The organism is Dietzia aerolata, assembly GCF_014144865.1.
GTDB classification, from domain to species: Bacteria; Actinomycetota; Actinomycetes; order Mycobacteriales; family Mycobacteriaceae; genus Dietzia; species Dietzia aerolata.
Window position 1 is genome coordinate 1 of the sequence record NZ_JAALDM010000102.1, and the last position, 7,212, is coordinate 7,212.

Consider the following 7,212-nt stretch of genomic DNA (forward strand, 5'->3'; position numbering starts at 1 on the left):
CCCGCGGCCTGTGCGGGCCAGACTGAGCTGGAACGCGTTACAGAATGCCCCGCCGGGGGATGGCACCGAGGAGACGAGACGCCGATGTACGAGTGGTCCGAGACCGACCTGATGATCCGCGACGCCGTGCGCGCCTTCATCGACAAGGAGATCCGCCCCAACCTGGACGCGCTGGAGAGCGGGGAGCTGCCGCCGTACCCGGTGATCCGGAAGCTGTTCGCGGAGTTCGGGATCGACGCCATGGCCCGCGACGGCGTGGAGAAGCTGCTGGCCCGAGAGCGGGCGAAGGCCTCCGGTGAGAACGACGACGACAACGCCGCCGGCGCTTCCGACACCGGGAGCCGCGGCGGTGCCTTCGAGGGCCAGGATTCGATGATGGCCGTGGTGACCAGCGAGCTGGCCGGGGTGTGCATGGGCCTGGTGTCGGCGCTCGGGGTGAGTCTCGGACTGGGGGCCACCACGATCATGTCCCGCGGCACGCTGGCGCAGAAGGAACGGTGGCTGCCGGGGATCGTGACCATGGAGAAGGTGGCCTCGTGGGCCATCACCGAGCCGGACTCGGGCTCGGACGCGTTCGGCGGGATGCGGACCTACGTGCGGCGCGACGGCGAGGACTACATCCTCAACGGCCAGAAGACGTTCATCACCAACGGCCCGTACGCGGACGTGATGATCGTCTACGCCAAGCTCGACGAGGGCGCCGCGGGCGGTTCGTCCGGAGGCACGTCTGCTGAGGACAAGCGCAATCGCAAGGTCCTCACCTTCGTACTGGACAAGGGCATGGAAGGGCTGACCCAGAGTGCGCCTTTCGCCAAAATGGGACTGCACAGCTCCCCCACCGGAGAGCTGTTCTTCAACGACGTCCGCCTGGGCCGCGACCGGCTGCTCGGCGAGTCGGAGGAGGGCCGCGGCGGGGACGGGCGCGAGTCGGCGCGGTCGAGCTTCACCGCCGAGCGGACGGGCGTGGCGATCATGGCGCTCGGGATCATCGAGGAGTGCCGCCGGCTGTGCATCGACTACGCGCGTGAGCGGACGCTGTGGGGCCAGGAGATCGGGAAATTCCAGCTCATCCAGCTCAAGCTCGCCAAGATGGAAATCGCGCGGATCAACGTGCAGAACATGGTCTTCCACTCGATCGAGCGCGCGCGGGCCGGCAAACCGCTGTCGCTGGCGGAGGCCTCCGCCATGAAGCTGTACTCGTCCGAGGCGGCCACCGATGTGGCGATGGACGCCGTCCAACTGTTCGGCGGCAACGGGTACATGGCCGAGTACCGGGTCGAGCAGCTCGCCCGCGACGCCAAATCACTCATGATCTACGCCGGCAGCAACGAGATCCAGGTGACCCACATCGCCAAGGGGCTGCTGGCACGGTGAGACCGTCGACTTCCGCCATGCGCACCCTTCCTGCGACCGGCGGCGAGCCCGCGAGAATGCCCTGCCCAGTTGCCGACAGCCCCGCGGCCGCACTGTAACTCACACGGTGGAATCCCTAAGACTGCTCTAGCCTCGGTCTTTCATGGCGTGGTGAGTGGAGTTGCTGAACGCTGACGTTGAGCGATTCTGCGCTGATTTTGGCAGCCGGGCACGTTTGGTGCCCGACTGTCGCGCCGGGTGTGCGGGTTCCGGGTCCTTCGGGTCGTGGGGGCAAGGGTTCGGCGGTCAGCCGAAGGCGGTGCGTATTCGGTGCCAGCCGTCTCGCAGGTCGTCGTCAGTGTCAATGGCCGGCCACACTGCGCCCGGCTCTGTGGCCGCAGCACCCAGCGATGCCGCACCGGTCACTCATGTCCGCCGCCATCTGATCCGCTTCCGGGGGATGGCGGCAGACATGAGCTCGTCCACGATGTCGGAGGCGATCGCTGGTGATACAGCGGGCGTCGCGGCTGAGCGGGTGTCGAGCTCGCGCGCGGGCGCCGACCGGTCTCGCTGGGCCGGGGGGCGGTCGCTGCGCAGTAGGTGCCGACCGATCCCGGCGCTTTCGCCGGCGGGTCCAGAATGTCGGCGTAGATGTCCTCGATGACTGTGGCCAGCCACATCTGTTCCAGTGCGAGCCGATCATCGCTTGCAGCCAACCAGACTGGGCGGGAACGTGTAGTCGGGGCCGTCATCGCTGCTTTCACCTCCTCACCGGCCTGTTAGATAGGGCCCCCGGATGTCAGGATTTGATCGCTTTCGGCTCCGAGGCGTCCTGGGCGGTGGAGATGGCGATCTTGCGAGGCTTCGCGCGCTCGGCAACCGGGATCTCGAGCCTCAAGACACCGTCGCGGTACTGCGCGTTGATCTTGTCGGTGTCCAGGCTGTCACCGAGGAACAATTGGCGACTGAACACTCCTCGTGGACGCTCGGCCACCGCCATCTCGGTCGAGCTCTCCCGCTCGGGACGCTGGGCATGGACGGTCAGCACATTGCGTTCGACGTCCAGATCGATCGAGTCGGCGTTGGCGCCGGGAAGATCGAACTCAACAACAAACCTGTCGTCCTCACGCCAGGCGTCCATGGGCATGACCGCGGGCCGTGATGCGGTCCCCATCACCTGCTGAGTCAGCCGATCAAGCTCCCGAAACGGATCCGTACGCATCAACATCGAAAAGCCTCCTTGCTCCAGAATCAGCGTTGGCCTTGCCGACCCTGCACCTTTACCTCACTGATCCAATTATCTACCTCTCTGGGTGCAGGTTTGTTGTAGCATAAGGGTCGCAATTGGCGCAAGAGGCATCGTGGACGGAGATTTATGGACAAGGATTCGACTACACCGCACCCCAGCCGTGGGGTGTACGGCATCTCTGTCGCGGCGGAGTTGTCCGGGGTCAGGCCGCAGGCACTACGGATGTATGAACGCAAAGGTCTGATCGACCCCGCCCGCACCGACGGCGGGACACGGCGCTACAGCGAGGATGATCTCGATCGCCTACGACGAGTTACCGACTTGGTGGATGAAGGGGTCAACCTGGCCGGGGTGAAAAAGATCCTGCAACTGCAGGACGACCACGCCCAGCTGCACACCCGGGCCATCAACGCTGAAGACGACCGCGACCGACTGGCCACAGAAAACGCCACCCTGCGGCAACAACGCACCCCAGACCCACACCACTGACACCCTCTGGCACGTGACCGCCAAGGGCTCGTACCGCGTGCGGGAGTGACGCGAGCGAGGTCGAAAGTCCACAAGACCACATATGGCCGCCTCGGGCGAGAAGCTCAGACAACCGCGCGGATCGCCTGCCGGCTCTGCGGTGACGCCGAGCAAGTGCTAGCGCCGGACGACATCCACCTGCGGCGTGGGTGGAGAAGGCCGGTCGCAAGGCAGTTCTTCTGCCCGCCGACGTCCGGGACGAGCAGGAGTGCCGGAAGATGGTCCGCGACGCCGCCGCGCAACTCGGCGGGCTGGACGTGCTGGTCAACAATGCCGGCTACCAGCACGCGCGCGGCGCCGGCCTCGAGACGCTGGATACCGAGAATCTCGACCGGGTCATGAAGACCAACCTCTACGCCACCTTCTGGGCCAGCCAGGAGGCCCTGGAGTTCCTCGGCGAGGGCTCCTCGATCATCAACACCACGTCCATCCAGGCCTATCAGCCGGCCCCGCCGCTGCTGGACTACGCCTCCACCAAGGCCGCCCTGAACAACCTCACCGTGAACCTCGCCAACGAGCTGGGCGAGCGGGGCATCCGCGTCAACGCGGTGGCGCCCGGGCCCATCTGGACGCCGCTGCAGCCGGCCACCCAGGACGGCGAGAAGCTCGAGAAGTTCGGCGGCGACACCCCGCTGGGTCGGGCCGGCCAGCCCGGCGAGTGCGCGGGCGCCTACGTGTTCCTCGCCTCGCCCTCCGACGCCAGCTACGTCTCCGGCACCGTGCTCGGTGTGACCGGCGGCAAGCCGATCTTCTAGCAGCCGGTGTCCACTCCGCTCGAGCAGTACGCGCTGCTGTCGGACCTGAACACCGCCGCGCTCGTCTCCCGCGACGGCAGCATCGACTGGCTGTGTCTGCCCCGTTTCGACTCCCCGTCCGTGTTCTCCGCCCTACTCGGCGGCGCCGACGCACGTGAAACTCGCCGCTCCGGTCAGGAGATGACTCCGGCGCGATTCACTTCGGCCTCGTACAGCGTCCGGATGGCCTGCGCGGCCTCATCGAGCGGGCTGATCCCCCGACGCGCCCGAGACACGGCCACCGCCCCTTCGAGAATGCACAGCGACTGCAGGGCGAGGCGATCCGCCGACGTCGCGGCCATCCCTCTCTCCCCCAACATCCGCGCCAACACCGACTGCCACCGCCCAAACGCCTCCCCCGCCTGCTCGGTCAGCTCGGGCAATGCCGGATCGGAGTCCACCACCACGGCGAGCACCGGACATCCCGCGCGGTAGTCGCTGGCGACCAACTGCTCGCGCCAGAGCGCGACGAACGCGTCCAGCGCGACAGCCGGATCGCCCTCCCCCGCTGCCCCGGCGAGCTCGATGATCGAGTCCGTCGCGAACTCGACCGCCTCCGACAGCAGCTGCGCGCGTCCGCCGGGAAAGTGGTGGTACACCGACCCGCGGGGCGCGCCACTGACGGCCAGGACCCGGTCGATCGTGGTCCCGGCGACCCCGTGCTCGCGCAACAGGACCGCCGCGGTGCGCACCATCTTCTCGCGCGTCGACCCGCGCCTCCGACGATCGGTTACCGGCGAGGACTTCTCCGCAGTGGACATGCCGCACATCCTACGTATTATGCTCTAGGCCATAGAACTTGTCAGTGGCGACCGTCCCCGGCATCCGGCACGGGGCCTGGGCGGGAACCACGGAACGGAGCAGGGATGTCACAGCAGGTCGGCCCCATCAAGCGGGCCCTGTCATCGGCTCGGGGGATGCAGCTCGGGATGAGCGTCTGGCCGCCCTATCTCGCCGCCGGCATCCGCGTGGAGCACATCGCGCCGGACTTCTCGCAGGCGCGCGTGCGCCTGAACCGCCGGCCGTGGAACACCAACTACGTGGGGACGGCATTCGGCGGGTCGCTGTTCTCGATGTCCGACCCGTTCTGGATGTTCCTGCTCATGCGGCGCCTGGGCTCGGACTACGTCGTGTGGGACATCGCCGGCGAGATCGACTTCGTCTCCCCCGGCCGCACCGCCGTGCACGCCGAGTTCACCGTCAGCGAGGAGCAGGTTTCCGAGATCCGCGAGGCCGCCGCGGGTGGCGACAAGGTGTTGCGGTGGTTCCACACGGAACTACGGGACGACGACGACGAGGTCGTCGCCCGGGTCCGTAAGCAGATTTACGTGCGACGGAAAAGAGAGACGACTGTTCCCGTGTCCGATTCCGGCGCCGCGACCTCGGCCGCGCGCACGGCCTGACCGGCACACGAAAGGGGCGGCCCCGCATGATGCGGGGCCGCCCCTTTTTTCTGTGGCGACCGGTGCCGGTCGCATGGCCTATCCGGCCCGTCGGATCAGGCTCAGGCGTTGGCGCCCTGCTGCTCGCGGACGGCGGAGAGGATCTCGCTGACCTTGTCCTTGGCGTCACCGAACAGCATGTCCGAGTTGTCGCGGAAGAACAGCGGGTTCTGGACGCCGGCGTACCCGGCGGCCATGGAGCGCTTGAACACGATCACGTTGGACGCTTCCCACACGTGGAGCACGGGCATGCCGGCGATCGGGCTGCCCGGGTCCTCGGCGGCGTCCGGGTTGACCGTGTCGTTGGCGCCGATGACCAGCACGACGTCGGTGTCGGCGAAGTCGTCGTTGATCTCATCCAGCTCGAGCACGATGTCGTACGGCACCTTGGCCTCGGCCAGCAGCACGTTCATGTGGCCGGGCAGGCGGCCGGCGACCGGGTGGACGGCGAAGCGCACGTCCACGCCGCGGTCCCGCAGCGTGCGGGTGAGGTCGGCGACCGGGTACTGCGCCTGGGCGACGGCCATGCCGTAACCCGGGGCGATGATGACCGAGTTGGCGCCGGCCAGCATCTCGGCGGCACCGGCCACGTCGATCTCGGTGTGCTCGCCGTGGTCCTTGCCCTCACCGGAGGAGGCCTCGATGCCGAAGCCGCCCATGATGACGGAGATGAACGAGCGGTTCATGGCCTTGCACATGATGTACGACAGGTACGCACCCGAGGAGCCGACCAGCGCACCGGTGACGATGAGCAGGTCGTTGCCGAGCAGGAAGCCGGTGGCCGCGGCGGCGAAGCCGGAGTACGAGTTGAGCATCGAGACGACGACGGGCATGTCGCCGCCACCGATCGAGGCCACCAGGTGCCAGCCCAGCGCGAGGGCCAGGACGGTGACGACGATGAGCATCCACAGGTTCGGGCTGATGACGAACCAGACGGTCAGCACCACGAACGCCACGATGATGCCGGCGTTGATGAGGTTCTTGCCCGGCAGGACCAGCGGCGCGGACTTCATCTTGGCAGACAGCTTGAGGTAGGCCACGATCGAGCCGGTGAAGGTCACCGCACCGATGAACACGCCGATGAACACCTCGGCGTAGTGGATACCCAGCAGGGCGCCCTCGAGCTCCTCGTGCAGCTCCGGGGCGAGGTAGCCGTTCCAGCCGACCAGCACGGCGGCCAGTCCCACGAACGAGTGCAGCAGGGCGATGAGCTCGGGCATCTCGGTCATCTGGACGCTGCGGGCACGTGCCAGACCGACGCCGGCGCCGATCAGCATGGCCACGACCAGCATCACGATGCCGACGGTGGCGGGCTCTCCCGACAGTGCCAGGGCGATGGTGGCGACCAGGGCCAGGGTCATTCCGGCGATGCCGAAGGTCAGACCGCGGGGGGCGGTCTCGTGCTTGGACAGCCCTGCCAGCGACAGGATGAACAGCAGGGCTGCGATCAGATAGGCCGCATTGGCGGCGTTCTCGACGGACATGGCTCAGGCTCCCTTCGAGAACATGCCGAGCATGCGACGGGTCACGGCGAAACCGCCGAAGACGTTGATGGACGCGACGAGGATCGCGATTCCGGCGAGGACGAGGCTCGCCGTGGTAGTGACCCCGATCTGCAGGATCGCGCCGACCACGATCACGCCGGAGATCGCATTGGTCACCGACATCAGCGGAGTGTGCAGCGCGTGGTGCACGTTGCCGATCACGTAGTAACCGATCACCAGGGCCAGCACGAACACCGTGATGTGCTGCGGCAGCTGTCCCGGGGCGATCGCGATGAGCACCAGCAGCAGCGCCATGCCCAGGCCGATCAGGCCCATCTTGGCGCCGGTCGACATCTTCTTCT

Annotated in this window: 8 protein-coding genes and 1 pseudogene; 5 read left to right on the forward strand and 4 right to left on the reverse strand. The window is 67.2% G+C overall.

Annotation, left to right across the window (positions count from 1 at the left end; genetic code table 11):
- Nucleotides 1–84: 84 nt before the first annotated feature.
- Nucleotides 85–1,374 carry an acyl-CoA dehydrogenase family protein gene (locus G6016_RS06945; protein WP_182631944.1) on the forward strand — a complete coding sequence of 430 codons (1,290 nt, stop codon included), beginning with the start codon at nt 85–87 and terminating at the stop codon, nt 1,372–1,374.
- Between the two features lie 778 nt (nt 1,375–2,152).
- Here G6016_RS06945 and G6016_RS06950 read toward each other — a convergent pair.
- Entirely contained in the window at nt 2,153–2,581 is a 429-nt protein-coding gene (locus G6016_RS06950) for an Hsp20/alpha crystallin family protein (RefSeq protein WP_182631945.1), read from the reverse strand.
- A 147-nt stretch (nt 2,582–2,728) separates the two neighbouring features.
- Between G6016_RS06950 and G6016_RS06955 the strand changes: the two genes are divergently transcribed.
- From G6016_RS06955 to G6016_RS17190, 3 genes and pseudogenes are all read left to right on the forward strand, one after another.
- Nucleotides 2,729–3,091 carry a MerR family transcriptional regulator gene (locus G6016_RS06955; RefSeq protein ID WP_182631946.1) on the forward strand — a complete coding sequence of 121 codons (363 nt, stop codon included), beginning with the start codon at nt 2,729–2,731 and terminating at the stop codon, nt 3,089–3,091.
- A gap of 188 nt (nt 3,092–3,279) precedes the next feature.
- A complete protein-coding gene (locus tag G6016_RS06960) occupies nt 3,280–3,885 on the forward strand; it encodes an SDR family oxidoreductase (RefSeq protein ID WP_338403545.1) in 606 nt (201 codons plus the stop codon).
- Between the two features lie 6 nt (nt 3,886–3,891).
- Nucleotides 3,892–4,035: pseudogene (locus G6016_RS17190) on the forward strand (trehalase-like domain-containing protein); the annotation flags it as partial.
- A 23-nt stretch (nt 4,036–4,058) separates the two neighbouring features.
- On the opposite strand, the gene G6016_RS06965 reads toward G6016_RS17190, so the two are convergent.
- Complete coding sequence (locus G6016_RS06965; protein WP_206682292.1) at nt 4,059–4,685, reverse strand: TetR/AcrR family transcriptional regulator; 627 nt, start codon at nt 4,683–4,685, stop codon at nt 4,059–4,061.
- A 105-nt stretch (nt 4,686–4,790) separates the two neighbouring features.
- On the opposite strand from G6016_RS06965, the gene G6016_RS06970 reads away from it, so the two are divergent.
- Nucleotides 4,791–5,327, forward strand: a complete 537-nt coding sequence (locus G6016_RS06970; RefSeq protein ID WP_206682293.1) for a DUF4442 domain-containing protein — start codon at nt 4,791–4,793, stop codon at nt 5,325–5,327.
- Nucleotides 5,328–5,428: 101 nt separating this feature from the next.
- Here G6016_RS06970 and pntB read toward each other — a convergent pair whose 3' ends face one another.
- The gene (pntB, locus tag G6016_RS06975) at nt 5,429–6,850 is read right to left on the reverse strand and encodes a Re/Si-specific NAD(P)(+) transhydrogenase subunit beta (RefSeq protein WP_182631947.1); all 1,422 of its coding nucleotides are present in this window, start codon (nt 6,848–6,850) and stop codon (nt 5,429–5,431) included.
- Nucleotides 6,851–6,853: 3 nt separating this feature from the next.
- A partial coding sequence (locus G6016_RS06980; RefSeq protein ID WP_182631948.1) for a proton-translocating transhydrogenase family protein occupies nt 6,854–7,212 on the reverse strand: 359 nt, incomplete at its 5' end.